A 25,985-nucleotide genomic window follows, 5' to 3' on the forward strand; every position below is an offset into this window, starting at 1 on the left:
AACAAAAAACCCCCCCCCCCCCCCAACCCCCCCCTCCCCCCCCACCACTCCCCCCAGGGCCAACCCGGGGGGGGGACCCCAGCCCGCCCCCCCCCCCCCCCCCCCCCAGCTCGGCCCGTCGCCGTCGACGACCGCGCGCGGGGTCGCCGCCTTCGAGGTCTCGGGCGACGAGTGGAGCGGCGATCACGGCCGTGGATGCATGGCAGGCTGGCCCTGCATGGTGGTCAGTGATGTGTCGTGGGCCGATGACGAGGTGTTGGCGGTGTGTCCTGAGCTGACGGATGCCGAACTCGACGAGTTGTTCAGCGCGTCGTGGCCGAATCACAAGCCGACCTCCTTCGCGCCGATGCTGGCCCGCAGCCTGGCTTGGATCGCGGCGCGCCGGGGGAACCGGCTGGTCGGATTCGTCAACGTCGTCGGCGACGGCGGTGTGCACGCCTTCGTCCTGGACACCACCGTGCACCCGGACGAGCGCGGGCAGGGGCTCGGGACCCGGTTGGTGAGGGCGGCTGCCGACGAGGCGAGCGCACGCGGTGCCGAGTGGCTGCACGTCGACTACGAACCGCACCTGGAGTCCTTCTACGGTCAGTGCGGATTCCGGCCGACCGCCGCCGGGCTCATGCGACTCTGAGCGTTCCGCCTCCGTCGCAGGGATGACTGGGCAGTCTGAAGCGGTGGGTGATCGGTGAGGATCGTTGCCATGACTTACGTGATCGAAGCTGCTCGTCCGGGTGACTCCGCGCAGTTGGGGCCGTTGCTGCTGAGGGCTTGGCTGCAGACATACCCCAACCCGGAGGTGGGGATCGACGAGGACTGGATCCGTGAGCATCGCGGCTCGTCAGCTACCGCGGAAGGCATCAACCAGTGGCGGGAGTTCATCGAGGCAGCGAACCAGGACCCGGATCTGCTGTTCTGCCGTGTTCTCCGTTCTGAAACCGAGATCGTCGGCGTTCTCTGCGGGCGCCGCGGCGAGGTGGTCACTCTCGGACCGATGTATCTGCTGGAACACGTCCAGGGCCAGGGACTCGGTGGCCGCATGATGACCGAGTTCCTCACCTGGGCCGGAGCCACACCCATATGCCTATGGGCCACCGACTACAACGACAGCGCGGTCCGCTTCTACCAGCGCCACGGATTCAAGGCCACGAGCGAGCGAGAGCTTTGGCAAGGAAGGCTGCCCAACCTCCGTATGACCCGCGAGGTCGCACCCAGCCTCAACAGCTGAGCTACCCGCGTTGGCAGCAACTGCCTCGAAGGCCAGCTGCGGGAGAACCCACGCCACGAGCTCGTGGGTGGGGCGAATGCAGACTCGACGGCCCGCCGCCGGAAGGGGTGGCGGGCCGCCCCGTGGACTGCTGCTGTTTCTCGTGAACATCCACGGTCCTCAAGATCGGCAACCGCGGCTCAAACCGGCAGACAAACGCTACTGCTGGAAGTGAACGAAGCCAGGGCGGTGTGCGGCAGGTGGGCTCTGCGGGGGTTGGGGGCGGGTGTGCGCAGGAAGTCGGGTGGGTCGACTTCCTGTGTTCATGGGTGGGTTGCGTGGGTGGCTTGGGCTTGGGTGCGGCAGTGGGTGAGGGCGGGTTTGAGGCGGGGGTCGGGGGAGGGGCGGGCTGTGAGGAGTTCGCCGGCGGTGGTGAGGGTGGTCCAGTAGTGGGTGGGGTCGCCGGTGGTGGGGTGGGGTTGGGTGGCGGTGAGGGAGAGGTAGGCGGTGGTGAGGTTGCCGGTGGTGAACCAGCGGGTGAGGCCGTGTTGGTGGCCGGCGCGGATGCTGCCGTGGGCGTCGATGGCGGTGAGGAAGAGGTCGATGACGGCGAGGTCGCGGTCGTCGGGGGTTTTGGGGATGTCGAAGACGCCGAGGGCTTCGAGGAGTTCGCCGGTGTCGTTCTCTGTGCCGGGGCGGGGGTTGGCGAGGAGGGCGTCGTAGCAGTCGTCGAGGCGGCGTTGGGTTTCGGCGGCGGGGATGCCGAGGGCGGTGCAGACGGCGCGGGCTGAGCGCAGGGGTTGGCGGGTGCGGCGGGCGAGGGTGGCGTAGGTGTCGGCGGGGGTGGAGCCGGTGTCGAACAGGTGGCGGGCGGTGAGGGGGAGTCGCATGGTGGGTGCCTGTTCAGACGGTGAGGAGGGTGGACGTGGGGGAGGGTGCGGGGGCGATCAGGGCCCAGACGAACTTGCCGACGCCGCCGGCGCGGGGGCAGCAGCCCCATTTCTCGGCGAGTTCGTTGACGAGGAGGACGCCGCGTCCGTGTTCGTCGTCGGGGGTGGGGGTGTGGAGGGAGGGGCGGCCGGTGCCGGCGTCGTGGACTTCGAGGCGCAGGCGGTCGGCGGTGAGGGAGAAGCGGATCTCGATGAGGCGGTCGGTGGGGGCGTCGGTGTGCTGGACGGCGTTGGCGAAGAGTTCGCCGAGGAGGAGTTCGGCGGTGTCGCGGTAGCGGTCGCCGGTGGGGAGGGCGGCGAGGTAGGCGCGGAGCAACTGCCGGGCGACGGGGGTGGATTCCGTGCGGGAGTCCAGGCGCGCGGCGAACGTTCGGGGGCGGGGCGCGGTACGGATTTTGAGCATGGCGGGGCACCTCAGGGGGCGGATGGGGGCGTGCGAAGGTAGTGCGCAATCACGCTTTGCATTCGAATGATCGCGTTCTGGTGTCAATCATCGAGGTTCCAGAGGTACGGTGATGGCCGAAATCGGGTGCCATGGGCACGTGGTGCGTGAGGGGGCCGGCTGTGGCACATCGGCGGTTCAAGCGGGAGCTGACAGCGAGTTCGGCGGAGCTGTTCGGCGAGGAGCTGCGGTTCTACCGGGAGCTGGCCAGCTACACCCAGGAGGAGCTGGGCAAGCTGCTGCACTGCAGCCGGACGAACATCACCCGGTACGAGACCGGTCAGCGCCGCATGCCGCCGGAACTGGTGGAGAAGGCCGACGAACTGCTCAACACGGGCGGTGCGTTGAGGCGGATCTGGGGGAGGGTGGACTGGAACGCCGGGATTGAACATCCGGACTGGTTTCAGAGTCACGTCGACATGGAATCCGAGGCCGTGGCTGCGAGGATCTTTCAGCTGGCCGTCGTGCATGGCCTCCTGCAGTGTCGCGAATACGCCGAATCAGTCCTGGCGGTCAGTGATGCGGCTGGGAAGCCCAAAGTGATCGAAGAGCGAGCGGCGGCTCGATTGGCGAGGCAGCGGCGGTTCCTGGAGTTGGATGGGCCGACTCTGCTGGTGATTCTGGACGAGAGCGCCATCCGAACTGTTGTCGGCGGGCCAAAGGTGATGAGGCGGCAGATGCAGCACCTGCTGGACGTTTCGAGACTTCCGAACGTGATCGTCCAGGTTGTGCCATTCACGCGTCGACCGGCCAATGCTGACAAGTCCATGGTGATGCTGGAGATGCCCGACGGCCGCACCTGCGTCTACTCCGAGAGCCTCGATCGCGGGCACTCCAGCGATGATCCGGCGATCGTTGTGCGGCATCGGTGGAGCTATGATCTGCTCCACGAGGCGGCACTGCCAGTAGCCGACTCGCTCGCGCTGATCGCCGACGCGCTGGAAGGGTTCAGAGATGACGAGGAACGAGCTCGACTCGACAGTCTGGCGCAAGAGCAGCTACAGCGGAAGCAACGGCGGAGACTGCATCGAGGTGGCCCCCGGATTCCCCGGCCTCGTCCCCGTGCGTGACTCCAAGGACCCGCAGGGGCCGGTGCTCGTCTTCCCGGCCTCGGCCTGGGCGTCCTTCCTCTCCTCCGTCCAGGCCGGTGACTTCCCGGAGCAGTGATCCGCTGACGGGGGCGCGTCGCTTTCCGCATGCGCCTGTCGCAGCCTGAAACGCGCCTTCTGACCAGGCGAAGCGCGGTTCGGTCCCTACGCTGGATATCGGCCCGCCAGCCCCGTCGAAGGACCGCGTATGCGCCGCTCCCGTCTCATGCTGTCCCTGGCCCTGTCCGCCGTGACCGCCTCCGCCCTCGTCGCCGCCGACGCCGCGCCGGACGGGCCGGTCCCGTCGGTCAGCCTGCCGGTGCTCCGCGACCCGCAAGCCCAGCAGAGGCTCCACCGCATGACGGACCCGGTGCAGGACTGGGTGGAGTCCGGCGCTCCGGCGGCGGACGGCTACGCCGGGACCGTGATCGACGCGTCGAACCAGCACGCCGACATCTACTGGAAGGGCGAGGCCCCGACCGAGGTCCGGGCGCTGCTCGACGCGAACGCCGGCCCCGGCTACACCGTCGACGTTCACCAAAGCCCTTACTCCCGTGCGGAGATGCGTGCCGCGATCGACCGGTTCACCGCCGCTGTGGCGCCCGAGGCATGGACGTCGATCGGCCCGCAGGAGGACGGCACCGCCATCGCGATCACGTACGTGCCGACGAAGGCGACGCGGCCGACCGGCGGCGCCACGACCGAGCAGGCGTACTCCCGGATGGCCGCCGAGATCGCCGGGATGCCGGTGACGGCCACCGTCGAGGGCATCCCGGCAGCGCTGTCCGGCAGCCGGCACTCCGACAGCGCGCCGTACTACGCGGGCGCCGAAGTCAACACCGGCAAGGCCTCGTTCTGCTCGACCGCGTTCAGCGGTTGGAAGGACAGGACGAAGGTGCTGCTGACCGCCGCACACTGCGGCGCCGGCCGGTACTACAACGGCACCAACGGCTACATCGGCGACCTGTACGCGATCGGCGACGGTTTGGACGTCGGCATGATCGCGATCAACGGCGGCGGCGCCGGCCGGTTCTACGACGGCGCCTGGTCGGACAGCGGCGGTTCGTCGCGACGCACGTACGGGATCGGACGCAACAACGTGGGGGACCTCGTCTGCCTCAGCGGCGCCCAGTCGGGGTGGAAGTGCGACGTGGAGGTCAAGAAGGTCGATGTCGAGACGACGAACGACGAGGGGACGAAGATCAAGCCGGTGGACATCGCGGAGTCGAAGGGTGGTGACCGACGGGCGATCGGCGCGAAGGGCGACAGCGGCGGCCCCGCACTCGCCAACCCGTCCGGCGCGAACGGCGACATGGAGGCTCGCGGCGTGATCGTGGCCGGAAGGTCGGAGGTCGGTTGCCCGGCTGGATCGACGGCACACTCGACGACCTGCTACGCGCAGGTGCTCTACGTGCCGATGACGCCGGTGGTGAACCAGATGGGCTTCTCGATCTCCTGACGGCAGCGCGAGCCGGGAATCCCGCCCCCGCCGAGGAGGAGTGTCAGTTCCGCGGGTTGAGGCGGCGGGTGGGCTCCGCCGTCGACGGGTCTTCGGGCCAGGGGTGGCGGGGGTAGCGGCCTCTCAGCTCTGCGCGGACGGCGCGGTAGCCGTTCTGCCAGAAGCTCTCCAGGTCGCCGGTGACGGCGGCGGGGCGACCGGCGGGGGAGAGCAGGTGAATGGTCAGCGGGACGCGGCCGGCGGCCAGGGCAGGGGTCTTGGTCCAGCCGAAGAGTTCCTGCAACTTGACGGCCAGGAACGGGCGTTCGGTGCTGTAGTCGACGCGTATCTTCGAGCCGGACGGCACGGTGATGCGTTCGGGGGCCAGCTCGTCCAGGCGGCCTGCCTCGCCGGTGGCCCAGGGGAGCAGGCGTTGCAGGGCGGCAGTCGTATCGATGCGGGCGAGGTCGGCGCGGCGACGGGCGCGGGAGAGTTCGGGCTCCAGCCACTCGTCGGCGCGTTCCAGCAGTGCTTCGTCCGAGACGTCCGGCCAGGGGGCGCCGATCGCCGCGTGCAGGAAGGCGAGGCGTTCGCGCAGGCCGGAGGGGAATGTCAGCAGGGTGCTGATGCCCTCGCGGGCCAGGCCTTCGAGGATGGCGGTGCGGACGAGGGCCCGGTCGGGGCGGCTGAGCGGCTTCTCGGCGAGTTCGATCGCGCCCAACGACTCGACCCGGCGGGAGACGACCTCGTCGCGGCGGGTGTCCCAGTGGACTTCCTCGCGGGATTCGAGCAGCGAGGCACCGGCAAGCCGGGCGGTGTCCTCGTCCAGTGCCGCAGCGTGCAGGATCCGGGCGGACGGGGAACCGGCCGGGCGGTCGGCGACTGCGATGGCGAGCCACGGCAGTGCGCCGAGCGCGGTGCCGGGCGCGAGTTCGGCCGCCGTCCCGGAGGCCATCAGGTACGGGCTGCGCTCGCCGGGGGCGGGGCGTTCGACCCGGGCGCGGGCGATGCGTTCGGGGAAGGCGAGGGCGACGACGAGGCCGGCGGCGGTCGTGTCGGGTAGCTGAGTGGCGGCTTCGGAGCCGGCGGCGCGCAGCAGGCGGCGGACTTCCTCGCGCCAGCGGCCGGCGTAGGGGTCGTTGGAGGAGCGGACCGCCCGCCAGACCGCGCCGAGGTCGTCGCCGAGGGCGCGCGGCGGTTCCTCGGAGAGCAGGGCGACCACCTCGGCGGCCCGACGGGCGCCGACGGCAGAGGCGCCGTCCACGAGCGCCCGCCCCAGCCGGGGGTGCAGCCCGGTGCGGGCGAGGCGCACGCCGCGCGGAGTCGCCCGGCCGTCGGCGTCGACGGCGCCGAGGGCCTGGAGGGTCTGCCGGGCGGCGGCCATCGCCCCGGCGGGCGGGGCGTCGGGCAGGGCGAGGCCGGTGGCGTCCGGGTCGCCCCAGCAGGCGGTCTGGAGAGCGAACGTGGTGAGGTCGGCGAGGGCGATCTCGGGGGTGGGGAAGCGGGCGGCGAGGGCGTCCTCGGCCTCGTTCCAGCAGCGGTACACGGTGCCGGGGGCCTCGCGGCCCGCACGGCCGGCGCGCTGGCGGGCGGCGGCGAGCGAGGCGCGGACGGTGACCAGGCCGGCCAGGCCGCGGGCGTGGTCGGTGCGCGGTTCGCGGGCGAGCCCGGCGTCGACCACGATCCGCACGCCGGGCACGGTGAGCGAGGACTCGGCGACGGCGGTGGCGAGCACGACGCGGCGGCCGTCCGAGGGGGTGAGGGCGGCGTCCTGGACGGCCTGCGGGGCGCGGCCGTGGAGTTGTAGTACGTCCGCCGCCACGGTGGACAACTGCCCGGCGACACGGCTGATCTCGCCGACGCCGGGCAGGAAGCAGAGCACGTCGCCCGCCTGCTCGGCGAGCGCCCGCCGGACGGTGGCGGCGACGTGGTCGAGCAGCGCCGGGTCGACCCGGGTGCCGTGGGCGGGCCGGACGGCGCGCGGCGGCGGTGCCCACACCGTCTCGACCGGGTGGGAGACCCCGTGCGCCTCCACCACCGGCGCGCCGCCGAGGAGTTCGGCCCAGGCCGCGGTGTCGGAGGTGGCCGAGGCGCAGACCAGCCGCAGTTCGGGCCGCAGTGCCGCCCGGACGTCGAGGAGGAACGCGAGCGCGGTGTCGGCGTCCAGGTGCCGTTCGTGGCACTCGTCCAGGACGACCACGTCCACTCCGGGCAACTCCTGGTCGCGCTGGAGCCGTTGCAGCAGCACCCCGGTGGTGACCACCTCGACCACCGTCTCCGGGCCGACGCGACGGTCCCCGCGCACGGTGTAGCCCACCCGCCCGCCGACCGCCTCGCCCAGCAGCCAGGCCATCCGCCGGGCAGCGGCCCGGACGGCGAGCCGGCGCGGTTCGGCGACCAGCACGCGAAGCGTCGGACGCTCGGGATCGAGCAGACCGGCGAGCGCGAGCGGCACCAGGGTCGTCTTGCCGGTGCCGGGCGGGGCGGCGAGGACGGCGGTGCCCGGCCCGTCCAGCGCGTCGTGCAGTGCGGGCAGGGCGCTGCGGACGGGCAGTTCGCGCCAGGCGGGGTTCAGCGGGGCGGGGTTCGGCAAGGCGTCAGCCCCGCTCGGCGACGAAGATCGCGGTGCCGGGGATCAGCCGCCCGCGCAGCGGGGACCAGCCGCCCCACTCCTGCTCCAGGCCGACCGGCCATTCGGGCTCGACCAGGTCGGTCAACCGGAAGCCGGCGCCGACGAGTTCGCGGACCCGGTCGCCGATGGTGCGGTGGTGCTCGACGTAGCTGGCACGGCCGTGCTCGTCCTCCTCGACGTAGGGGGTGCGGTCGAAGTAGGAGGAGGCGGCGGTGAGGCCCTCGACGCCGGGCTCGTCGGGGAAGGCCCAGCGGATCGGGTGGGTGACGGAGAACACCCAGCGGCCGCCGGGGCGCAGCACCCGGTGCACCTCCCGCATCAGGGCGGCGGTGTCGGCGCTGAACGGGACGGCGCCGTAGGCGGAGCAGGCGAGGTCGAAGGAGGCGTCGGCGAAGGGCAGGACGGCGGCGTCGGCCTGGACGACGGCGACGGGGGTGGCGCCGCGGCCGAGGTCGATCCGGCGGGAGTGCTGGAGTTGGCGGTGGGAGATGTCCAGGGCGACGGGGCGGGCGCCGCGGCCGGCCAGCCAGCGCGAGCACTGGGCGGCGCCGGCACCGATCTCCAGCACGTCCTTGTCCGCGACCTCGCCGAGGAGGTGGGCGTCGGCCTCGTCGAGGCCTTCGGGGCACCAGGTGAAGCGGTCGTCGCCGAGGAACTCCCCGTGCTCGTCCTGGTACTCGTCGGCGTTGCGGTCCCACCAGTGCCGGCTGGCCCGGCTGCTCTCCCCGGTGCCGGCCGCGCGCCGTACCGCGTCGTCGCCGTCGCCGTCAAGATCATGCAGGTCGGACTGGGGGGTGGTGGCCACGGTGATAATGCCCATCGCGTAGGGTGTGGAGTGCGGAAGCGCCGCTGCCGAGACCGGGCCCGTCAAGGACCCGATCCTGGTGGTGGCATCCGGGGAAGGGCCCCCTTCGGGCGCCACCGCAAGGTGCGCAATCGGAGGATATGGCCTGATCCACACCGGGCTCCACCGTCTTGCCGCTCTTGGCGTTGACCGTGCCTGGCCGTCCCCGTATGCTACAAGTTGCGCTGCGGGCCTGCGCGCCTCAGACGGAGCAGGTCGCGCTCGCATCTGTCGAAGACCCCACGGTCGCAAGACGGACGCCGGATTTCTCGCTGTGCGGGAATGCCGGTGCGCCGTGTTCTTGGCTGTCCGGCTTTCGGTGGGAGCGATACGGGCCCTCCGCGTGGCATTACCTACGACTTTCATGTCCGTACCGGAGCCCTTTTCCTAATGACGAGCCCCACCGACTCCTCCCTCAGCACCACCCCGCAGGTCGCGGTCAACGACATCGGCGACGCCGAGGCGTTCCTCGCCGCCATCGACGAGACCATCAAGTACTTCAACGATGGCGACATCGTCGAGGGCGTCATCGTGAAGGTCGACCGTGACGAGGTCCTCCTCGACATCGGTTACAAGACCGAGGGCGTCATCCCGTCCCGCGAGCTCTCGATCAAGCACGACGTCGACCCGCACGAGGTCGTCGCCGTCGGTGACAACATCGAGGCCCTGGTTCTCCAGAAGGAGGACAAGGAGGGTCGTCTCATCCTGTCCAAGAAGCGCGCTCAGTACGAGCGTGCCTGGGGCACGATCGAGAAGATCAAGGAAGAGGACGGCATCGTCACCGGTACCGTCATCGAGGTCGTCAAGGGTGGTCTCATCCTCGACATCGGCCTCCGTGGCTTCCTGCCGGCCTCGCTCGTCGAGATGCGCCGCGTCCGCGACCTCCAGCCCTACGTGGGCAAGGAGCTCGAGGCCAAGATCATCGAGCTGGACAAGAACCGCAACAACGTGGTCCTGTCCCGCCGTGCCTGGCTGGAGCAGACCCAGAGCGAGGTCCGCCAGACCTTCCTCACCACCCTGCAGAAGGGCCAGGTGCGCTCCGGCGTCGTCTCCTCGATCGTCAACTTCGGTGCCTTCGTGGACCTGGGTGGCGTCGACGGCCTGGTGCACGTCTCCGAGCTGTCCTGGAAGCACATCGACCACCCGTCCGAGGTTGTCGAGGTCGGCCAGGAGGTCACCGTCGAGGTTCTCGACGTTGACATGGACCGCGAGCGCGTCTCCCTGTCGCTGAAGGCGACCCAGGAGGACCCGTGGCAGCAGTTCGCCCGTACCCACCAGATCGGCCAGGTCGTTCCGGGTAAGGTCACCAAGCTGGTTCCGTTCGGTGCGTTCGTCCGCGTGGACGAGGGCATCGAGGGTCTGGTCCACATCTCCGAGCTGGCCGAGCGCCACGTGGAGATCCCGGAGCAGGTCGTCCAGGTCGGCGACGAGATCTTCGTCAAGGTCATCGACATCGACCTCGAGCGTCGCCGCATCAGCCTGTCGCTCAAGCAGGCCAACGAGGCGCTGGGTGCCAACCCGGCCGAGGTCGAGTTCGACCCGACCCTGTACGGCATGGCCGCCTCGTACGACGACCAGGGCAACTACATCTACCCGGAGGGCTTCGACCCCGAGGCGAACGACTGGCTGGCCGGCTTCGAGAAGCAGCGTGAGGAGTGGGAGCGCCAGTACGCCGAGGCGCAGTCCCGCTTCGAGCAGCACCAGGCCCAGGTCATCAAGAGCCGTGAGGCCGACGCCGAGGCCGCTGCCGAGGGTGGCGACGCCGTCGCCGCCGCTGCCGGTGGCTCCTACTCGTCCAGCAGCGACGAGGGCTCCGGCGCTCTCGCCTCGGACGAGGCCCTGGCGGCCCTGCGCGAGAAGCTGGCGGGCGGCCAGAGCTGAAGCTCTGACCCGCTGCCAGTGCCTGGCGCATAGCTGAACGATGGGCCCCACCCGGAGAAATCCGGGTGGGGCCCATTTCGTTTTCCGCCTTTGGCCGGGGTCTTTTACTTCACGTTCTTTCGTTTTTCGCCTTCACTTATTTGTGGTTTATGTGAAGGAATTTTGTGAGATGTGGCTCATTGTCCGTCTATAGGTCGAACATCGGGTTGCACCTACATTGAGGGGAGCTGCCCGAAAGGCCTCCTTGATGCGCAACGCTCCCACCGCTGCCGGCGACCCCGCGGTCCCCGGGCGGCTCGCCGCCCTCGGCCGGTTCTGCTTCCGCCACCGCCGCTGGGTGCTCGGCCTCTGGGCCGCCGTCCTGGTCGTGGGCGTGCTGATCGGCGGCCGGGTCTTCGAAGGAACAGTGGCCGGTGCCTCCTCCGCCACCGCCGAAGCCGACCGGGGCAACGCGGTGGTCGCCGCGACCGACCCGGCCCGCGGCACCGTCACCGCCGTCGTGGACGGGAAGCCGGTCGACGACCCGGCCGTACGGGCCGCCGTCACCAAGGCCACCGCCGACCTCGCCGCCCTCCCCGGCGTCTCCTCCGCGCTCGACGCCTACGGCACCGGCCCGGCGCCCGCCGCACTGCGCTCCGCCGACGGCACCGCGAGCCTGGTCACCGTACGGATGGCCGACACCAGCACCTCCGCCCAGACCGACGCCGTCACCCAGCGCCTCGCCGCGCTGAACGGCGAGGCCGGCGCCCACGTCACCGTCGGCGGGGACCTGGTGCTCCAGGACGAGGTCAAGAAGCAGACCGAACAGGACACCCGCTTCGGCGAGATGGTGACGCTGCCGCTCACCCTGATCGTCATGGTGCTGGTCTTCGGCGGCCTCGCCGCGGCCAGCCTGCCGGTGATCGGCGCGGTCGCCTCGGTGGGCGGCGCGCTGCTGGCCATGTTCGGTTTCAGCCGGATCATGGACATCGACACCAGCGTGCTGCCGATCGCCACCGTGCTCGGGCTCGGGCTCTCGATCGACTACGCGCTGCTCATGGTGAACCGCTTCCGGGAGGAACGCGGGCACGGCGCGGGCATCGCCGCCGCCGTCGAACGCACCGCCGCGACCGCCGGGCGCACCGTCGCCTTCTCCGGCCTCACCGTCGCCGTCGCGCTCTCCGGCCTGTTCGTCTTCACCAGCCCGGTGCTCGGCGCGGTCGCCGCCGCCGGGGTGAGCGTGGTGGTGATCGCGGTCGCCGCCGCGCTGACCCTGATCCCCGCGCTGCTCGGCTTCGCCGGCTCCCGGATCAAGGCGCCCGCCGCGCCCGTCCCCGACGAGGGCTTCTTCAGCCGGACCGTCCGCCGGGTCGGCAAGCGGGCGGTGCCGGTCGCGCTCGCCTGCGTCGCCCTGTTGATGGCCGCCGGCGCGCCCTTCCTGCACGCCGACATGCGCAACTCCGGCGCCGCCGTGCTGCCCGCCTCCTCGGCCGGGCGGCAGGTCGCCGACGCCGTCGACCAGCGCTTCCCGCAGGCCGCGGCCGCGCCGATCACCGTCGTCGTCGAGGGCGGCGCGCCCGTCGCCCAGGCGTACGCGGACGACGTCGTCGCCAAGCTGCCCGGGGTCGCCGGGGTGCGGGCGGTGACCCCGGTGAGCGACTCGGTGTCCACCGTCGACGTGCTCGTCCACGGCGACCCGCAGGGCCACCAGGCCAAGCAGGTCGTCCAGGAGCTGCGGGCCGACCGCGGCGGGCTGAAGACCTATGTCACCGGCGGCGCGGCCTCGGTCGTCGACTTCAAGGACGAGCTGATGTCGCGGGGCCCCTGGGCGCTCGGGCTGGTCGCGGTCGGCACGCTGGTGCTGCTCTTCCTGATGACCGGCTCGGTGGTGATGCCGGTCAAGGCGCTGCTGATGAACCTGCTGTCGCTGGGCGCCTCGCTCGGCGCGCTCACCCTGGTGTTCCAGGACGGGTACTTCAGCGGGCTGCTCGGCTTCAGCCCCACCGGCGGGCTGGAGACCTTCATCCCGGTGCTGGTCTTCGCCTTCGCGTTCGGGCTGTCCATGGACTACGAGGTGTTCCTGCTCGCCCGGATCAAGGAACTGCGGGACAAGGGACACAGCTGCACCAGGGCGGTGGAGCTCGGGGTCCAGCGCAGTGGCCGGATCATCACCTCGGCGGCGCTGCTGATGGTGATCGTGTTCGCCGGGTTCGCCCTCGGGGACATGCTCATGGTCAAGCAGATGGGCATCGCGCTGGCCGTCGCCGTCGCGGTGGACGCCACCCTGGTGCGCTGCCTGCTGGTGCCCGCCGCGATGAGCCTGTTCGGCGAGTTCAACTGGTGGGCGCCCGCCCCGCTGCGGCGCCTGCACCGGCGCTTCGGGCTGAGCGAGCACGTCGAACTGCCGACCGTCGGCGCGACGGCCGTTCCGGCTCCGCGGCCGGAGGCCAGGGACCTGGTGGGTTCAGCGCAGTCGGCGCAGTAGGTCGACGCCCGCCCTCAGGGTCAGCCGCTCCTCCGGGGTGAGGCGGGCCTCGATGGCGGTGGCGATCCGCTGCTCCCGGCGGGCGCGCTGCTCCAGCAGGGCGGCGCGGCCCGCTCCGGTCGCGGTGACCAGCAGTTTCCGGCCGTCGGTGGGGTGAGGCTGCTGGGTGACGAGCCCGGCCTCGGTCAGCAGGGCGACGGTGCGGGCCATCGACTGGTGGCGGACGCGCTGGTGCTCGGCGAGTTCGGCGACGGTGCAGGCGCGTTCGTCGCGGACGAGGACGCCGAGGACGCCGGCCTGGTTCTGCGGCAGCTCGTCGTCCGGGCGCAGGGAGCGGACCAGGTCGCCGATGGCGGCGCGCAGCTCGGCGGCGAGTTCGAGGGTTTCGGGAGCCGGACTGTTCATGGGAGAAGCCTACCGGGAGTCTCCACAGCAAAACTGTACAGTCATGCTGTATGGTCTGCCGCATGAGGATCACCAAGTTCGGACACGCCTGCGTACGCCTGGAGCACGACGGGACGACCGTCGTCGTCGACCCCGGGGCGTTCACCGACCCCGCCGCGCTGACCGGGGCCGACGCCGTCCTGATCACCCACGAGCACATGGACCACTTCGAGGAGGCCCGGCTGCGCGCCGCCCTGGAGGCCGACCCGGCCCTTCGGGTGTGGACCAACAGCGCGGTGGCCGCCCAACTGGACGGCGTGGCGCAGCGCGTCGCCGTGGTCGGCGAGGGCGACGCCTTCGAGGTCGGCGGGGTCGGGGTGAGCGTGCACGGCGAGTGGCACGCGGTCATCCACCGGGACATCCCGCGGGTGAAGAACATCGGCTTCCTCTTCGACGGCCGGCTGTTCCACCCCGGCGACGCCTTCACCGTGCCGCCGCACTCGGTGGACACCCTGCTGCTGCCGCTCGCGGCGCCGTGGAGCAAGGCCGGTGAGGTCGTCGACTACGTCCGGGAGGCCGCCCCGCGGGTGGCGGTGCCGGTGCACGAGGCGACGCTGAGCCCGATCGGGCACATGATCGCCACCCGGCTGCTCGGGCCGGACGGGCCGGGCACGGGCGCGGAGCTGACCGTGCTCGGCGAGGGCGAGAGCCTGGAGCTGGGCTGACGGTGCCGGGAGGCGGGGCCGGGCCGGTGCTGGTTGCGCGGCGGTCGGCCGCTGGTCCCGGCGGTCCGGGCGCCGGTAACCTGACGCCATGCTGAAGATCGGACTGACGGGTGGCATCGGCGCCGGCAAGAGCGAGGTGTCCCGGCTCTTCGCCGCCCACGGCGCGGTGATCGTGGACTCCGACGTGATCGCCCGCGAGGTGGTCGCGCCCGGGACGGACGGTCTGGCGGCCGTGGCCGCCGAGTTCGGGCCGCAGGTGCTGCGCGAGGACGGCGCGCTCGACCGCCCGGCCCTCGGCGCGATCGTGTTCGCCGACCCGGCGCGGCTCCAGGCGCTGAACGCGATCGTCCACCCGCTGGTGCGCGCCCGGTCCGCCGAACTGGAGGCCGCGGCCGCGCCGGACGCGGTGGTGGTGCACGACGTGCCGCTGCTCGCGGAGAACGGCCTCGCCCCGCTGTACGACCTGGTCGTGGTGGTCGACGCGGCCGACGACGTGCGGGTGGAGCGGCTGGTGCGGCTGCGCGGGATGGCCGAGGACGAGGCCCGGGCCCGGATGGCCGCGCAGGCCTCGCGGGCGGACCGGCTGGCGATCGCCGACGTGGTGATCGACAACGGCGGGCCGCTGGAGGCGCTCGCGGCGCGGGTCGACGAGGTGTGGGCGGAGCTGGTGAAGCGCGCCGCCGCTGCCTGAGGTTCAGGCGGCGGTCAGCGGCAGACGGGCCCGGACGGCGAAGCCGCCCTCGGTGGTGGGGCCGGCGTGCAGGGTGCCGCCGAGGTCGTCGGCGCGGGTGCGCATGCCGTCCAGGCCGTGGCCGCCGGAGGGCAGCCGGAGTCCGTCCGGGTCGGCCGCCGTGGCGGGGGAGTTGACGATGTCGAGGCGCAGCCCGTCCGGGTGGACCTCGACGGTGACGGCGACCTCGGCGGCCGGGGCGTGCTTGTGGGCGTTGGTCAGGGCTTCCTGGACGATCCGGTAGGTGGCGTACTGCACGGCCGGTCCGGGTGCGGGCAGTCCTTCGGCGGGGCCGGTGAGGGTGAGGTCGACGGCGAGTCCGGCCTGGCGGGACTCCTCGACCAGGGCGGGCAGTCCGTGCAGTGAGGGGCCCTGGTCGGAGGCCGGGGTGAGGACGCCGAGCAGGCCGCGCAGCTCGGTGAGGGCCTGGAGGCCGAGAGTGCGGATCAGGCCGAGGGTCTCCCGGACGGCGGTCGGGTCGTCGGCGGCCGCGACCTGGCAGGCGCCGGCGTGCAGGGTGATGAGGGAGACGCGGTTGGAGACCACGTCGTGCATCTCCCGGGCGAGCCGGGCGCGTTCGGCGGCGGCGGCGCGCTCCTCGGCGTACCGGCGGGCCGCCTCCAGCAGCCGGTTGCGTTCGGCGAGCGCGGCGACGGCGCGGGCGCGATGGTGGGCGGTGAGGCCGAGGGCGAGCGGGACGGCGCCGAAGACCAGCGGGTCCTCGGCCAGGTTGGCGAGGGCGGAGAGGCTGCTGACGTCCCCGAGGTCCATGGGGAGGAGCAGGCGCACCCCGGCCAGCACGGCCAGGACGGCCGGCACCCGGGTGGCGCCGCGCCGCGTGGCCAGCCCGTAGAGGGCGACGGCGAGCGGGAGTTGGCCGCCCAGCAGGGTGACGGCGGCGACGGCCGCCGGGTACCGCAGGCGGACGGCGAGGGCGAGCGCGCCGGCCGCCACCAGGCCCGCGTTGACCGGTGCCGAGGTGGTCGGTCCGATGTCGGGGTCGCCCGCGGCGAGCGGGACGAGCACCAGCAGCACCAGGACGGTCGGCCCGAGCGCGACGATCGGGCCGGGCAGGCGCAGCGGCGGGCCCGGCAGCGGTACCGCGGCGAGGGCGGAGTCCAACTGGTCGGCGGGGTGGGTCCGGTGGGCCGCGCCGGCGTGGTGGGTGGCGTGGGGCTGGTGGGCGGCGTCGGCTTGGTGGGCGGCGTCGGGCTGGTCGGTGGACGGGTGGTGCTGGTGACGGGTGGGGTCCAACCGGCCGGTGGGGCGCCGGAGTCGGGGCCGCTGCTGGGTGGGCTGGCGCATGGGGGCATGCTCGCACACCCCGTCCGGCCCGGGGTGGCGAGCGGGCCGCAGTGGCCGGGAACAGCCTGGAATTCGCCTTCCCGGGAAGGGATCATGGTCGGATGGATGATCGTTTCTCTCCCGAGCCGCCGACCGTCGTCCGGCTGCCGCAGTACACCCGCGCCGACCATGACGAGATCCTCGGCCCCGGCGACGACCCGTACGGCGTCGCCTACACCGGACTGACCTGGCTGCCCAAGGACATCCACTTCGGCATCCGGGCCGCCGACGGCCGGCTCGTCGCGCACACCGGCCTGGTGCCGCTCCCGCTCACCGTCGGCGGCACCGACCTGGCGGCGATCGGCGTCGGCGGCGTCGCCGTCGCCCCCGACCGGCGCGGCGCCGGCCTCGCGCGGGCCGTGGTCCGGGCCGCCCTCGGCCACGCCCGCACCCTCGGCCACCGCCACGCGCTGCTGTTCTGCCGCCCGCCGCTGGCCACGTTCTACCGGGGGCTCGGATTCCGCGAGGTCGCGGAGGAGGTGACGGTGGAGCAGCCCGAGGGGCGGTTGGCGGTGATGCCGCTGCGCACCATGTGGGCGCCGTTGGCGGAGGGCGCCGGGTGGCCGGAGGGGCCGGTGCGGTTGCGCTCGCTGCCGATGTGACGTGCCCTGTGGGGATGGGGGGCGGGGGCGGGTTCTGGGCGGGGTCACTCCGGCCAGGCGGAGTTCTCGATCACGGCGACGAAGTCGGTCCGCTCGAAGTCCGGGTCGAAGTGGGCGAGGACGTCCGCCTTGACGTTGCCGAAGGCGGTCTCCGGCTTGGGCGCGACGCCGTCGTGGAAGGCGCGCAGGATGCCGCGCTTGAAGTCCGGGCGCGGATGGGCGGCGACCACGGCGTCCCGGTCGGCGGCGGCGAGGTCCGCGTACCCGATGCCGAGTACGTCCAGCTCCACGCCGGCGGTGGTCAGCGCGATCTCCGGCTCCAGGAACTCCGGGATGCCGGGCGTGGTGTGCAGGGCGATCGCCTCCCACACCAGGCGCACCCGCCGCTCGTCCACCCCGTGCCCGCGCAGGAACGCGGCGGCGGCCTCGGCGCTGTCCACCTCGAAGCGCCGACCGGAGGCGTGGTGCTCGGGGCCCAGGCCGAGATCGTGGAACATCGCGGCCAGGTACAGGAGTTCGGGATCGAAGTCGAGCCCCCGGCGGCGGCCCTGGAGGGCGCCGAACAGGTAGACCCGGCGGGAGTGGTGGTACAGCAGCTCGGTGGTGGCGTCCCGGACCAGCTCGGTGGCCTCGGCGGCGAGGCGGCTGTCGGGGATCCGCACCCCGGCGATCTCGGTGGCGGTCATGCGGTGGCCTCCAGGGTGGTGGTGCTCGGGTCGGTGCCCGGGACGGTGGCGGTCGGTACGGCGGCGGTTCGGTCGGCAGGGGTCGGGTCGGTCGCGGTCGGCGAGCCCGCCGCGTGGGCGACGGCGGCGCCGGCCAGCGCGCGGATCATGGCGTGCGCCCGGGTGCCGTCGCCGGACAGCTCCGGCTGGAAGAGCGAGGCGAGGAAGAACGGGTGGTCCGGCAGTTCCAGGACGCGCACCTCGCCCGCGCCGTCCGCGCCGCTGAACCGCAGCCCGTGCGCGCGCAGTTGGTCCAGGTAGTCGGCGTTGAGGCCGTACGCGCAGTGGTAGCGCTCCAGGGTGCGGGTGGTGCCGAGGACACGCTCGGCGAGCGTGCCGGGGGTGATCGCGACCGCCCCCTCGTGGCCGACCAGGGAGCAGGCCAGCGGCACGATCACCTGCTCGTCCCGCTCCGGGTGCTCCTCGCCGTGGACGGCCCCGTCGAGGCCGCAGACGTTGCGGGCGTACTCCAGCACCGCGTGCTGGAACCCGGCGCAGGTGCCGAGGAAGGGGATGCCGCGCTCGCGGGCCGTCCGGACGGCGGCCAGCGCGCCCGCCTCGCTGCGGTAGGGGCTGCCGGGGAGCAGCCAGACTGCGTCGAAGCCGTCCAGGGCGCCGGGCGCCCCGGCGTCCTCGGTGGGGATCCAGTAGGCGTCCAGGACGAGCTGCTCGCGCTCGGCGAGGGCGTCGAGCAGGCCGGGGATGCGGGCGTGCGAGCGGACGGCGGGGGAGCGGTCGCCGACCAGGGCGATCCGCGGGGTGAGGTAGGTCATGGGACTATCCTGACCCCGCACCCGAGATCAGCGCCAACGATGATTTCTTACCTCTCGATCAGAAGAGTTGATGACTGCCGTGGATCCGCAGCAGCTGCGCACCTTCGTCACCGTCACCCGCCTCGGCTCCTTCTCCGAGGCCGCGCGGGAACTCGGCTACACCCAGTCCGCGGTCTCCCAGCAGATCGCCGCCCTGGAGGCCGACCTCGGGACCGGCCTGCTCAGTCGCCGTCCGGTCGGCCCGACCGAGGCCGGCCTGCGGCTGCTGGAGCACGCGGCGCCCCTGCTGGTCCGGCTGGAGGCGGCGCGTGCCGACGTCGCACGCCTGGCCGGTGCCCCGAGTGCCCGGCTGGTGCTCGGTGCCACCCCGCTGGCAGTCGGAGCGACCCTGGGGCGCGCACTCGGCGAGGTGCGCCGGGCCCACCCGGCGGCCGACCTCGTCGTCCGGGTCCTCGCCCAGGACGCGCTGCCCGCCCAGGTCGCCACCGGCGAGGTCGACCTCGCCCTGATCGACGGCCTCGCCGCCCCCAGCGACCCGCTGCCGCTGCCCGACGTCGGCCCGCTCACCACCGTCGCCGTCGACGAGCAGCCCGTCGCCGTCGCTCTCCCGGTCGGCCACCCTCTGGCGGGCCGCACCGGCGTCGCGCTCGCCGACCTCTCCGCCGCCCGCTGGCTCGACGCCCCCGACCTCACCCCGACCGCCGCCCGGCTGCGCGCCGCCGCCGGCGTCGACGGCTTCCGCCCCGCCACCCGCTACCGGGGCACCGACGTGCACGGGCTGCTCGCCCTGGTCGCCACCGGGCACGGGCTCAGCCTGCTCCCGGCGTCCGTCCTCGCCGGGGCGCCCGGCGTCGCGTCCGCGCCGATCGCCGTCCCGCGGCTGGTGCACCGCACCGAACTGGTGCACGGCAGCCTGCCGGAGGGGCCGGCCGCGCTGCTGGCGCGGTTGCTGTCGGGCACACCCTGAGCCCGCTCCCCGGATCGCGCCGGGCGCCCGCGGTGTTTGTGGAGGCGCGATCACCGGGCGTTCACGTCCTGGGACTGACGGTGGTCGCATTGGTGGTGCTGTCATGGGCACAGTCGCCCGGCGCGAGGCCGGGCAAGGCCCAGGAGATCCCCCACATGATGCTCCGTCAGCGTCTCACCGTCGTCGCCGCGGCGGCCGTCCTCGCCGCCGCCGGGCTCGCGGCCGGCACCGCGCAGGCCGCCCCCGCCAAGGGCTCGCCCGTCAAGATCCGTCCGCTCGCGGCGAGTTGTTCGCAGGCCTACCTGCCGCTGCCCGACCCGTCCTGCACGCCGGGCGCCTACAACCCGGACGTCACCCAGGCCACCATCGGCCAGACCATCTGCGTCTCCGGCTGGACCTCCACCGTCCGCCCGCCGACCAGCTACACCAACGCGCTGAAGGCGCAGCAGATCGCGCAGTACGGCTACGCGGACACCAACCTGTCCGACTACGAGGAGGACCACTTCGTCCCGCTGGAGCTCGGCGGCGCCCCGCGCGACCCGCGCAACCTCTGGCCCGAGCCCCGCTACGGCAGCCAGACCGCGACCGGCAAGGACGGCGTCGAGACCAAGCTGAAGAACGCGGTCTGCAAGGGCAAGGTCGGCCTCGACGACGCCCGCAGCGCCATCGTGACCGACTGGACCACCGCGCTCAGCAGCCTCGGCCTCTGACCCTCTGACCCTCTGGTCCTCGTGCTGGTGCGGCGGTCGGTCCGTCCGGTCCCCTGTGCCGGACGGACCGACCTGCCGTCCGCCCCGGGCGCCGCCTCGGCGGTGCGCGGGGCCGTCTGTGGTGGTTCTGTGGTGGTGGCTGGGGCGCGGCGCCGGGTCAGCGGCCCGAGCGGCCCGAGCGGGCCGGGGCCGGGCCCGCGGTGGTGCCGGGCCGTGTGTGCGCGGCGCCGTCCGCCCGTTCCCGCTGCCCGGTCGCCTCGCGGATGCGGGCACTCGGCATGGCTGTTCCCTTCCCCCGTACGTTCTGCCGCCCGGCCGCCGGCCCGCTGCGCTCCTCTGTTCCGAGGGGCGGTCGGGCTCGGCTGCGTCGACGGCGGTCGAAACTTATGCCACCGGGCCGCCGGGAGCAAAGCGGGATACCGGTGGGTAGGCCGCCTTGCCCGGCCGTTGCGGGGGCGTTGGTGGTGAAGGTGTGTGCGGGCGTGTCGGAAGGTATGGCGGGCCTTCGGCGCCCGACCGGTCGGCGGGACGGCGCGCGGTCGCGGATTCCCCCTGTCGGGCGGGGGTTCGCCGGTCGGTCGCAGCCCCGGCCCGCCCGCCCGTGCGGGCCCGCGGCCGGTCGCGGCGGACGGCTGATGCCAAGGCTTTCCCCCGACCGGATCCGCCGCCCTCCCTCCGGGTGACCGGCACGCCCCGGCACGCCCCCGGCACGCTCCCGGCCCCGGACCGGACCGGTGGCGGATCAGGCGTGGGTGCCGGGGACGCCGAGCTGCTGGGCGAGCCAGGGGAGGGCCTGGGCGAAGGTGGCGGCCCCGGTCTGCCAGGTGTGTTTGCCGGAGCCGACGGCGGTGGTGGTGCGGATGCCGTCCTTCCGGGCGGCGTCGTTGAGGGCCCTGGCGGACTCGATCTGGCCGTGCTCCTCGTCGCCCTGCCCGAAGTAGCCGGAGACGCCCTGGTACTTGGGGTGGTGGGCGAGCACGGTCAGCGGGTCGTGGGCGGCCCAGGCGGTCGCGTCGCCGCCGTACAGCTCCTGGACGGTGTGGTCCTTGTCGCCGGTGGAGGGGCCCTTGTCGCCGGAGAAGTCGCCGAAGTGGGTGAAGACGTCGGGGTGTTCGACGGTGAGGTCGACGGCGCAGGTGCCGCCCATGGACCAGCCGGCCACGCCCCACCTGTGCGGGTCGGTGGCGGCGTTGAAGGTCTTCTGGACGAACGGCGGGACGTCCTTGAGCAGATGGCTCTCGGAGTTGCCGTGCGGGCCGTCGACGCACTCGGTGTCGATCCGGAAGCCGCCGGTCGCGTCGACGAAGACGAGGATCGGCGCGAAGCCGTTGTGCTTGGCGGCGAAGTCGTCCGCGGTCTTCACGGCGTTGCCGGAGCGGATCCAGTTGTCGGGCGCGGCGAACTCGCCGCCGATCAGCTCCAGCGCCGGCAGCTTCGGCCGGTTCTGGCTGCGGAACCACGCGGGCGGCAGGTAGACGAGCTCCTGGCGGTGGGTGAAGCCGCTGGCCGTGCTGGGGATGTCCACCTGGACGATGCGGCCGGTCCTCGTCTTCCCGTGGAGGGAGCCGAGTTCGGCGAGCGTGATCTGCTCCGGCAGCGGCTGCCCGCCCAGTTCGCCGATCGCGTCGTCGAGGGTCGGGTAGTAGCCGGTGGCGATGTTCACGCTGTTGGCGGCGCAGAACAGGGCGAGCAGCGCGGCCGGCGGCGCCAGCGCCCGGCGCCACCAGCGGGCGCCGCGCCAGCCGAACCCGAGCGCGCTGACCGCCGCGACCGCGACCCCGCCCCACAGCCACACCCCGAACGGGATCGGATCGGTGATCCCGGCGAGCGTGAGCACCCCGACGGCGGCGAGGGCGGTGAGCAGCAGCGCCGTCCCGAGGGCGATCGGGCCCCACCTCAGCCGCCAGGTCCGGTCCCGCCAGCCGAGGGCCGCCAGGAACAGGGCGAGGGCCGCGGCCTGGACGGTCCAGGGGAACCAGCCGCCGAGCAGGGAGACGTTCATCTGGCGGAGGCTAGGGGTGCCGGATGAGAAGTCGATGAGAGGCTGACAGGTCGCTGGGAGGCGGCTGGGAGGTACCGTCGGTGGCCCGCGTAGGCCCCGGTTGACGGGCGCGCGGCCGGGGGCGCTACATTTGAACGCGTTCAGGTTTGCTGCTCGGGGGAGTCATGGTGGTGGTGCCGACAAGCGCGCGCCTGCTGGCGCGTGCCTTCTTCCGCTGCACGGGGAGTGCGGAGGCGACAGGGAAGTGGGTCACTTGAACGTGTCTCTCTTCTGTGTGATGAGGTTGCGCGACTCGTCGAGGGGCAGGGCGGTTGCCATGATTTCGTCGAACGCCGCTCGATAGACATCGACTTGGTCCGGGTCCTCAACCCAGTCGCTGCTGAGCATTCCGTTGAGCAGGACCAGGTCGAGATCGCGTTGCCGAAATTCCAGGAGTGCGAACGGCCCGGTCATTCCGGGATGCGGCGGTGTCATGGCCGGCATGATCTGAATCCTGATGTTGGGGACCAGGCTGAACCGCAGCGGCTTGTCCAACTGGCCGGCCATCACGCCCGGGGCGCCAGGGGTCCTGTCGCTGCCGGGCTGGTCGCCAGTCACGCTCTACGTGGCGATGGGGCGGTAGGCGGCCCGCCGTACGGGAGTGCGGTCCGTCGTACGGGAGGGCCGCTTGCCGCCGTCAGGCGGCGAAGCGCTCGCGCAGTGCCGCCAGGCCGGCCGTGAACACCCCGTGGAGGCGGTCGGCGGAGTCCTTGCGGTGCTCGGCGTCGACGTCGTACGTGGCGCTCCACTCGACGAAGCTGGCGTCGAGCGCGGTGACCGGGGTGACCCGCAGCGTCGCCCGGTAGCCGTACAGCTCGAATGCCCCTTCGGGGAAGCTGTAGGTGTAGCTGCGGGCCTCCTCGTCGTAGGCGAGCAGCGTCTCGTGCAGTGCCACGCCGTCGATCTCGAACACCCGGACCGACCCGATCGCGTTGCCCGTCAGCTCGTTGCCGAGGCTGCTGGCCGGCAGGTTCGGGTGCCAGCCGCCGAGGTTGTGGAAGTCCCCGAGCAGCTCCCACACCCGCTCGGCCGGAGCCTCCACCACCGTGCTGACCTTCGTGCCTGCCATCGTCGTTGCCGCCTTTCGCGTGCCTCCGTACGGACGGGCACCATCCTCGGGCCGCCGCGCGGCAGGCGCCAGGGGGCCTGGCGGTCGGCGCCGGGGCGTCACCTGTCCGGCGAGGCCGCTTCGAGGTCGTCGACGGTGCCGGACATGACGGTGCGCAGGTGCCGGGTGAGGTGGTCGGTCGGCCAGTCCCACCAGGCGAGGGCGAGCAGGCGGGCGATGTCCGGCTCGCTGTAGCGGGTGCGGATGAGCTTGGCCGGGTTGCCGCCGACGATCCCGTAGTCGGGGACGTCGTCGACGACGACGGCGCCGGAGGCGATGATCGCGCCGTGGCCGATGCGCACTCCGGGCATCACCATGGCGCCGTAGCCGATCCAGACGTCGTTGCCGACCACCGTGTCCCCGCGGCCGGCGAGGCCGGTGATCAGGTCGAAGTGCTCGGCCCAGCTTCCGCCCATGATGGGGAACGGGAAGGTCGAGGGGCCGTCCATGCGGTGGTTCGCCCCGTTCATGAGGAACCGGACCCCCGTACCCAGCGCGCAGAACTTCCCGATCACCAGCCGCTCCGGGCCGTAGTGGTAGAGCACGTTGCGGGTCTCGAACGCGATCGCGTCGTCCGGGTCGTCGTAGTAGGAGTAGTCGCCGACGTCGATCAGCGGGGACGTCACCAACGGCTTGAGGAGCACCACGCGGGGCTGCCCGGTCACCGGGTGGAGAGTCGAAGGGTCCGGCGGAACTGAACTCATGGCGACACGACTCCGGCTCGTCAGGTGTGAAGCGTGGGCGGGACATCGATCATCCCACCGTCTAGGATCGCGGATCATGGACGCGAGCACCGGCATGATCACCGTTCCGTCCGGCCGCGTCACGCTGTCGGACCGTCGCACGCAACGGAGTTGGAGCGTCGAGCTCGCCCCCTACGAGCTGGCGGCCTGTCCGGTCACCCGCGAGCAGTACGGCGCCGGGGCCGGCGACCGGCTCCCCGCCGACAGCGTCTCCTGGTACGACGCCGTCCACTACTGCAACGAACTGTCCCGGCGCCACGGCCTCACCCCCGCCTACCACCAGGACGGCGAGTCCGTCACCTGGGACCGCGCCGCCGACGGCTACCGGCTGCCCACCGAGGCCGAATGGGAGCACGCCTGCCGCGCCGGGACGGACGGCCCCCGCTACGGGCCGCTCGACGAGATCGCCTGGCACCGCGGCACCTCGGGCGCGCGCCCGCACCAGGTGGGCGGTCTGCGCCCCAACGGCTTCGGCCTGTACGACCTGCTCGGCAACGTGTGGGAGTGGTGCTGGGACGTGTACGACGCCGAGGTGTACGGCGGCTACCGGGTGCTGCGCGGCGGCGGCTGGTTCGACGAGCACTGGAGCTGCCGCGCCTCCGTCCGCCGCCGCAGCCACCCCACCCTGCGGATCGACGACGTCGGCTTCCGGCTCGCCCGGTCGATCACCGCCTGAAGGCGCGCGCCGCGGGGAACCCGGGCCAGGTCACGGACCGTTGGGGTCTGCATGAACGATGCACCGGTGTCCCTCAGACCGATCGGCCAAGCCGACCTCGACCCGCTCGAAGTACTGCTGAACGACCCCCAGGCGGTGGGCCCGTTCCAGTGGTACGGGTGGCGCGACCCCGGGCGGTTCCGGCGCCGCTGGGCGGAGCACGGCCTGCTGGCGCCCGAGCAGTCGATGCTCGCGGTGCTGTCCGGGGACGAGTTCGCCGGGTTCGTCGCCTGGCGGCAGGTGGGCCAGGTGGACGTGGCGCCGTACTGGAACGTCGGCATCGTGCTCCGCCCGGAGGCGCGCGGCCGGGGCATCGGCACGCAGGCCCAACGGCTGCTGGTGGACTACCTGTTCGCCCACACCCCGGTGATGCGGCTGGAGGCGGACACCGAGGACGCCAACCTCGCCGAGCAGCGCGCGCTGGAGAAGTGCGGCTTCGTCCGCGAGGGCGTCCAGCGCAGCAGGGGCTTCCGGGACGGCCAATGGCGGGACATGGTCCTCTACAGCCTGCTGCGCACCGACCCCCGGCCCTGATCCGCAAGACCCGTCAGGCGACCCCGAACCACTCCTCCGCGAGGGCGTCCAGCGTCCGCGCGGAGGGCTTCAACTCCCTCAGGTACCACGGCAGGTTGCTGTACACGTGGAGCAGCGTGTACGCCATCAGCAGACGCGGCTCGAAGCCGCGCCCGTACCCCGCGAGGAGGCGGCCGAGCAGGCGGCGGTCGGCGCGGGTGGTGAACAGGCCGACGGCGACGAGGTCGTAGGCCGGGTCGCCGACCATGGCGGGTTCGAAGTCGAGCAGGCCGGTGAGGCGCCAGCCGTCGGCCGGGTCGACGAGCAGGTGCTCGCGCATGAACTCGGTGTGCAGCAGGGCGCGTTGCGGCGTCCGGGGCAGCGGCGCGGCGGCCAGGAAGTCCGGGATCTGCTCCAACCAGGCTTCGGGCAGGCCGCGTTCGCGCTGGCGGGCCACCGCCCCGGCCCGCTGCCGGTCCAGGAAGGCGCCCCAGTCGCCGGGGCCGAGGGTGTCGGCGAGCGGTCCGGGGTCGAGGGCGTGCAGGGCGGCCAGCGCCCGGCCGCAGTCGTGGGCGATCCGCTCCCGGTCGGCCTGCGGGATCCGCGGCCAGGCGGGGGCCAGGCCCTCGCCGGACAGTCGTGACATCAGCACGTAGCGCCAGCCGTTGACGTGGGCGCCGGCGGCCCGTACGTCGGGGGTGGGGATCGGCAGGGCGCCCTGGAGACGGGTGAGGACGCGCTCCTCGGTGACGCCGTCCTCGGCGCTGGCGGCGGGGAACAGCTTGAGGACGTGCGCGTCGCCCACCGCGTAGACCGGGACGGACCCTTCCGCGAAGCGCTCCAACGGCAGCCAGGCGAGGCCGAGTTCGGCGCAGAGCGCCTCGGCTCCGGGGCGCATCACCGCCTCGTCGCGCACGATCGCGTCCCACTGTTCTTCCGTCTCCACCACCGGCAGCATGGGC

Annotated in this window: 28 protein-coding genes; 14 read left to right on the forward strand and 14 right to left on the reverse strand. The window is 72.7% G+C overall.

The genetic code is table 11. The features are described 5' to 3' along the window. Positions 1-199 precede the first annotated feature (199 nt). Positions 200-631: a GNAT family N-acetyltransferase gene (locus AC07AL_RS05950; RefSeq protein ID WP_478316964.1), complete on the forward strand. Its 432-nt coding sequence runs from the start codon at positions 200-202 to the stop codon at positions 629-631. 69 nt (positions 632-700) lie between these two features. Further along, the gene (locus tag AC07AL_RS05955; RefSeq protein ID WP_478316966.1) at positions 701-1,225 is read left to right on the forward strand and encodes a GNAT family N-acetyltransferase; all 525 of its coding nucleotides are present in this window, start codon (positions 701-703) and stop codon (positions 1,223-1,225) included. A 302-nt stretch (positions 1,226-1,527) separates the two neighbouring features. On the opposite strand, the gene AC07AL_RS05960 is transcribed toward AC07AL_RS05955, so the two are convergent. Both AC07AL_RS05960 and AC07AL_RS05965 read right to left on the reverse strand, forming a co-directional pair. After that, positions 1,528-2,094: a hypothetical protein gene (locus tag AC07AL_RS05960; RefSeq protein WP_400844291.1), complete on the reverse strand. Its 567-nt coding sequence runs from the start codon at positions 2,092-2,094 to the stop codon at positions 1,528-1,530. A gap of 13 nt (positions 2,095-2,107) precedes the next feature. Continuing rightward, the gene (locus tag AC07AL_RS05965) at positions 2,108-2,557 is read right to left on the reverse strand and encodes an ATP-binding protein (protein ID WP_400844288.1); all 450 of its coding nucleotides are present in this window, start codon (positions 2,555-2,557) and stop codon (positions 2,108-2,110) included. Positions 2,558-2,718: 161 nt separating this feature from the next. Here AC07AL_RS05965 and AC07AL_RS05970 point away from each other — a divergent pair, with 161 nt between their 5' ends. From AC07AL_RS05970 to AC07AL_RS05980, 3 genes are all read left to right on the forward strand, one after another. Further along, entirely contained in the window at positions 2,719-3,666 is a 948-nt protein-coding gene (locus AC07AL_RS05970; RefSeq protein ID WP_363618958.1) for a helix-turn-helix domain-containing protein, read from the forward strand. Beyond that, positions 3,629-3,763 carry a DUF397 domain-containing protein gene (locus AC07AL_RS05975; RefSeq protein WP_400810825.1) on the forward strand — a complete coding sequence of 45 codons (135 nt, stop codon included), beginning with the start codon at positions 3,629-3,631 and terminating at the stop codon, positions 3,761-3,763. Before AC07AL_RS05970 ends, AC07AL_RS05975 begins: the two co-directional genes overlap by 38 nt. Before the next feature lie 129 nt (positions 3,764-3,892). After that, positions 3,893-5,143: a chymotrypsin family serine protease gene (locus tag AC07AL_RS05980; protein WP_478316969.1), complete on the forward strand. Its 1,251-nt coding sequence runs from the start codon at positions 3,893-3,895 to the stop codon at positions 5,141-5,143. A 43-nt stretch (positions 5,144-5,186) separates the two neighbouring features. On the opposite strand, the gene hrpB is transcribed toward AC07AL_RS05980, so the two are convergent. Both hrpB and AC07AL_RS05990 read right to left on the reverse strand, forming a co-directional pair. Next, positions 5,187-7,715, reverse strand: a complete 2,529-nt coding sequence (hrpB, locus tag AC07AL_RS05985; RefSeq protein ID WP_478316971.1) for an ATP-dependent helicase HrpB — start codon at positions 7,713-7,715, stop codon at positions 5,187-5,189. A gap of 4 nt (positions 7,716-7,719) precedes the next feature. Continuing rightward, positions 7,720-8,574 (reverse strand): class I SAM-dependent methyltransferase, encoded by an 855-nt coding sequence (locus AC07AL_RS05990; protein WP_363584190.1) that lies wholly within the window; start codon positions 8,572-8,574, stop codon positions 7,720-7,722. 414 nt (positions 8,575-8,988) lie between these two features. On the opposite strand from AC07AL_RS05990, the gene rpsA reads away from it, so the two are divergent. Together rpsA and AC07AL_RS06000 are read left to right on the forward strand one after the other, a co-directional pair. Further along, the gene (gene rpsA / locus AC07AL_RS05995; RefSeq protein ID WP_063347134.1) at positions 8,989-10,479 is read left to right on the forward strand and encodes a 30S ribosomal protein S1; all 1,491 of its coding nucleotides are present in this window, start codon (positions 8,989-8,991) and stop codon (positions 10,477-10,479) included. Between the two features lie 247 nt (positions 10,480-10,726). Continuing rightward, positions 10,727-12,943: an MMPL family transporter gene (locus AC07AL_RS06000; protein ID WP_363584189.1), complete on the forward strand. Its 2,217-nt coding sequence runs from the start codon at positions 10,727-10,729 to the stop codon at positions 12,941-12,943. Here AC07AL_RS06000 and AC07AL_RS06005 read toward each other — a convergent pair. Then, positions 12,923-13,348: a MarR family winged helix-turn-helix transcriptional regulator gene (locus AC07AL_RS06005; RefSeq protein WP_363584187.1), complete on the reverse strand. Its 426-nt coding sequence runs from the start codon at positions 13,346-13,348 to the stop codon at positions 12,923-12,925. The two genes, AC07AL_RS06000 and AC07AL_RS06005, sit on opposite strands and share 21 nt — an antisense overlap. A gap of 62 nt (positions 13,349-13,410) precedes the next feature. On the opposite strand from AC07AL_RS06005, the gene AC07AL_RS06010 reads away from it, so the two are divergent. Together AC07AL_RS06010 and coaE are read left to right on the forward strand one after the other, a co-directional pair. Further along, positions 13,411-14,052: an MBL fold metallo-hydrolase gene (locus AC07AL_RS06010; RefSeq protein WP_363584185.1), complete on the forward strand. Its 642-nt coding sequence runs from the start codon at positions 13,411-13,413 to the stop codon at positions 14,050-14,052. An 88-nt stretch (positions 14,053-14,140) separates the two neighbouring features. Further along, positions 14,141-14,743 carry a dephospho-CoA kinase gene (coaE, locus tag AC07AL_RS06015; RefSeq protein WP_400334352.1) on the forward strand — a complete coding sequence of 201 codons (603 nt, stop codon included), beginning with the start codon at positions 14,141-14,143 and terminating at the stop codon, positions 14,741-14,743. Between the two features lie 3 nt (positions 14,744-14,746). Here the strand turns inward: coaE and AC07AL_RS06020 are convergent, their stop codons facing one another. Continuing rightward, the gene (locus AC07AL_RS06020; protein WP_478316973.1) at positions 14,747-16,087 is read right to left on the reverse strand and encodes a sensor histidine kinase; all 1,341 of its coding nucleotides are present in this window, start codon (positions 16,085-16,087) and stop codon (positions 14,747-14,749) included. A gap of 101 nt (positions 16,088-16,188) precedes the next feature. Between AC07AL_RS06020 and AC07AL_RS06025 the strand changes: the two genes are divergently transcribed. Continuing rightward, positions 16,189-16,728 carry a GNAT family N-acetyltransferase gene (locus tag AC07AL_RS06025; protein ID WP_363584179.1) on the forward strand — a complete coding sequence of 180 codons (540 nt, stop codon included), beginning with the start codon at positions 16,189-16,191 and terminating at the stop codon, positions 16,726-16,728. A 44-nt stretch (positions 16,729-16,772) separates the two neighbouring features. Here AC07AL_RS06025 and AC07AL_RS06030 read toward each other — a convergent pair whose 3' ends face one another. Continuing rightward, positions 16,773-17,414 (reverse strand): HD domain-containing protein, encoded by a 642-nt coding sequence (locus AC07AL_RS06030; protein ID WP_400810817.1) that lies wholly within the window; start codon positions 17,412-17,414, stop codon positions 16,773-16,775. Then, on the reverse strand, positions 17,411-18,226 hold the full coding sequence (locus AC07AL_RS06035; RefSeq protein WP_400810816.1) for a CTP synthase C-terminal region-related (seleno)protein: 816 nt from the start codon (positions 18,224-18,226) through the stop codon (positions 17,411-17,413). Before AC07AL_RS06035 ends, AC07AL_RS06030 begins: the two co-directional genes overlap by 4 nt. Before the next feature lie 79 nt (positions 18,227-18,305). Between AC07AL_RS06035 and AC07AL_RS06040 the strand changes: the two genes are divergently transcribed. Together AC07AL_RS06040 and AC07AL_RS06045 are read left to right on the forward strand one after the other, a co-directional pair. Beyond that, entirely contained in the window at positions 18,306-19,193 is an 888-nt protein-coding gene (locus AC07AL_RS06040; RefSeq protein WP_400810828.1) for a LysR family transcriptional regulator, read from the forward strand. A 155-nt stretch (positions 19,194-19,348) separates the two neighbouring features. Further along, on the forward strand, positions 19,349-19,903 hold the full coding sequence (locus AC07AL_RS06045) for a hypothetical protein (protein ID WP_363630281.1): 555 nt from the start codon (positions 19,349-19,351) through the stop codon (positions 19,901-19,903). 157 nt (positions 19,904-20,060) lie between these two features. Here AC07AL_RS06045 and AC07AL_RS06050 read toward each other — a convergent pair whose 3' ends face one another. From AC07AL_RS06050 to AC07AL_RS06070, 5 genes are all read right to left on the reverse strand, one after another. Beyond that, complete coding sequence (locus AC07AL_RS06050) at positions 20,061-20,183, reverse strand: hypothetical protein (RefSeq protein WP_478316976.1); 123 nt, start codon at positions 20,181-20,183, stop codon at positions 20,061-20,063. A gap of 462 nt (positions 20,184-20,645) precedes the next feature. Next, positions 20,646-21,905, reverse strand: a complete 1,260-nt coding sequence (locus AC07AL_RS06055; protein WP_478316978.1) for an alpha/beta hydrolase — start codon at positions 21,903-21,905, stop codon at positions 20,646-20,648. 249 nt (positions 21,906-22,154) lie between these two features. Continuing rightward, a complete protein-coding gene (locus AC07AL_RS06060; RefSeq protein WP_478316979.1) occupies positions 22,155-22,502 on the reverse strand; it encodes a Scr1 family TA system antitoxin-like transcriptional regulator in 348 nt (115 codons plus the stop codon). 79 nt (positions 22,503-22,581) lie between these two features. Continuing rightward, complete coding sequence (locus AC07AL_RS06065; RefSeq protein ID WP_363584163.1) at positions 22,582-23,013, reverse strand: SRPBCC family protein; 432 nt, start codon at positions 23,011-23,013, stop codon at positions 22,582-22,584. Positions 23,014-23,111: 98 nt separating this feature from the next. Next, positions 23,112-23,756 (reverse strand): CatB-related O-acetyltransferase, encoded by a 645-nt coding sequence (locus AC07AL_RS06070; protein ID WP_478316981.1) that lies wholly within the window; start codon positions 23,754-23,756, stop codon positions 23,112-23,114. 76 nt (positions 23,757-23,832) lie between these two features. Between AC07AL_RS06070 and AC07AL_RS06075 the strand changes: the two genes are divergently transcribed. Together AC07AL_RS06075 and AC07AL_RS06080 are read left to right on the forward strand one after the other, a co-directional pair. Beyond that, on the forward strand, positions 23,833-24,471 hold the full coding sequence (locus AC07AL_RS06075; RefSeq protein WP_363618978.1) for a formylglycine-generating enzyme family protein: 639 nt from the start codon (positions 23,833-23,835) through the stop codon (positions 24,469-24,471). A 66-nt stretch (positions 24,472-24,537) separates the two neighbouring features. Beyond that, positions 24,538-25,044, forward strand: coding sequence for a GNAT family N-acetyltransferase (locus tag AC07AL_RS06080; protein WP_363584158.1), 507 nt, complete (start codon positions 24,538-24,540; stop codon positions 25,042-25,044). A 13-nt stretch (positions 25,045-25,057) separates the two neighbouring features. Here AC07AL_RS06080 and AC07AL_RS06085 read toward each other — a convergent pair whose 3' ends face one another. After that, on the reverse strand, positions 25,058-25,981 hold the full coding sequence (locus AC07AL_RS06085) for a phosphotransferase family protein (RefSeq protein ID WP_400988478.1): 924 nt from the start codon (positions 25,979-25,981) through the stop codon (positions 25,058-25,060). Positions 25,982-25,985: the final 4 nt, after the last annotated feature.

It is taken from the genome of Kitasatospora sp. NPDC043949, from assembly GCF_056435365.1.